Annotated in this window: 1 protein-coding gene; it reads right to left on the bottom strand. The window is 71.3% G+C overall.

The window, feature by feature from the left end; all coding sequences use genetic code 11:
- Nucleotides 1–527 (bottom strand): ATP-binding cassette domain-containing protein (locus tag IG178_RS25090; protein ID WP_193215282.1); only part of this gene is annotated, 527 nt, incomplete at its 3' end.
- Nucleotides 528–541: the final 14 nt, after the last annotated feature.

The raw sequence follows: 541 nt of genomic DNA, 5'->3' as shown, positions 1-541 counted from the left end.
CTCAGGGCATCGAGTGCGCCGAACGGCTCGTCCATGAGGATGACGTCCGGGTCGTTGGCGAGCACACGGGCGATCTGGGCGCGCTGCTGCATGCCTCCCGAGAGCTCGTAGGGCTTGCGGTCCGCGAAGGACTCCAGGCCCACGAGCCGCAGCTGACGCTCGCCGATCTCCCGGCGCTCCTGCGCCGGCGCCCCGCGCAGCAGCGGGCCCAGCTCCACGTTGGCGCGCACCGACTTCCACGGCAGCAGGTTGGCCTGCTGGAACACCACGCCTCGCGCCGCCGACGGACCGGTGACCGGCTCGCCGTCGACCGCCACGACCCCGCTCGAGGGCGCGTGGAACCCGGCGATCATGTCCATCAGCGTGGACTTGCCGCAGCCGGAAGGGCCCACGATGCACACGAACTCGCCCTCCCCGATCTCCAGATCGGTGGGCGCCAGCGCGTGCACGATGTCGCCGGAGTCGGTCGTGTAGTCCTTGGCGGCGGCCGTCAGCCGGATCTTGGCGGCAGCGCTCCGGTCATCCATCGGCGAGTGCTCCT

Origin of the sequence: Neoluteolibacter marinus, from assembly GCF_014904755.1 — a bacterium.
In the GTDB taxonomy this organism is placed as follows: domain Bacteria; phylum Verrucomicrobiota; class Verrucomicrobiia; order Verrucomicrobiales; family Akkermansiaceae; genus Haloferula; species Haloferula marina.
This window is presented reverse-complemented; position numbering and strand designations above follow the sequence as displayed.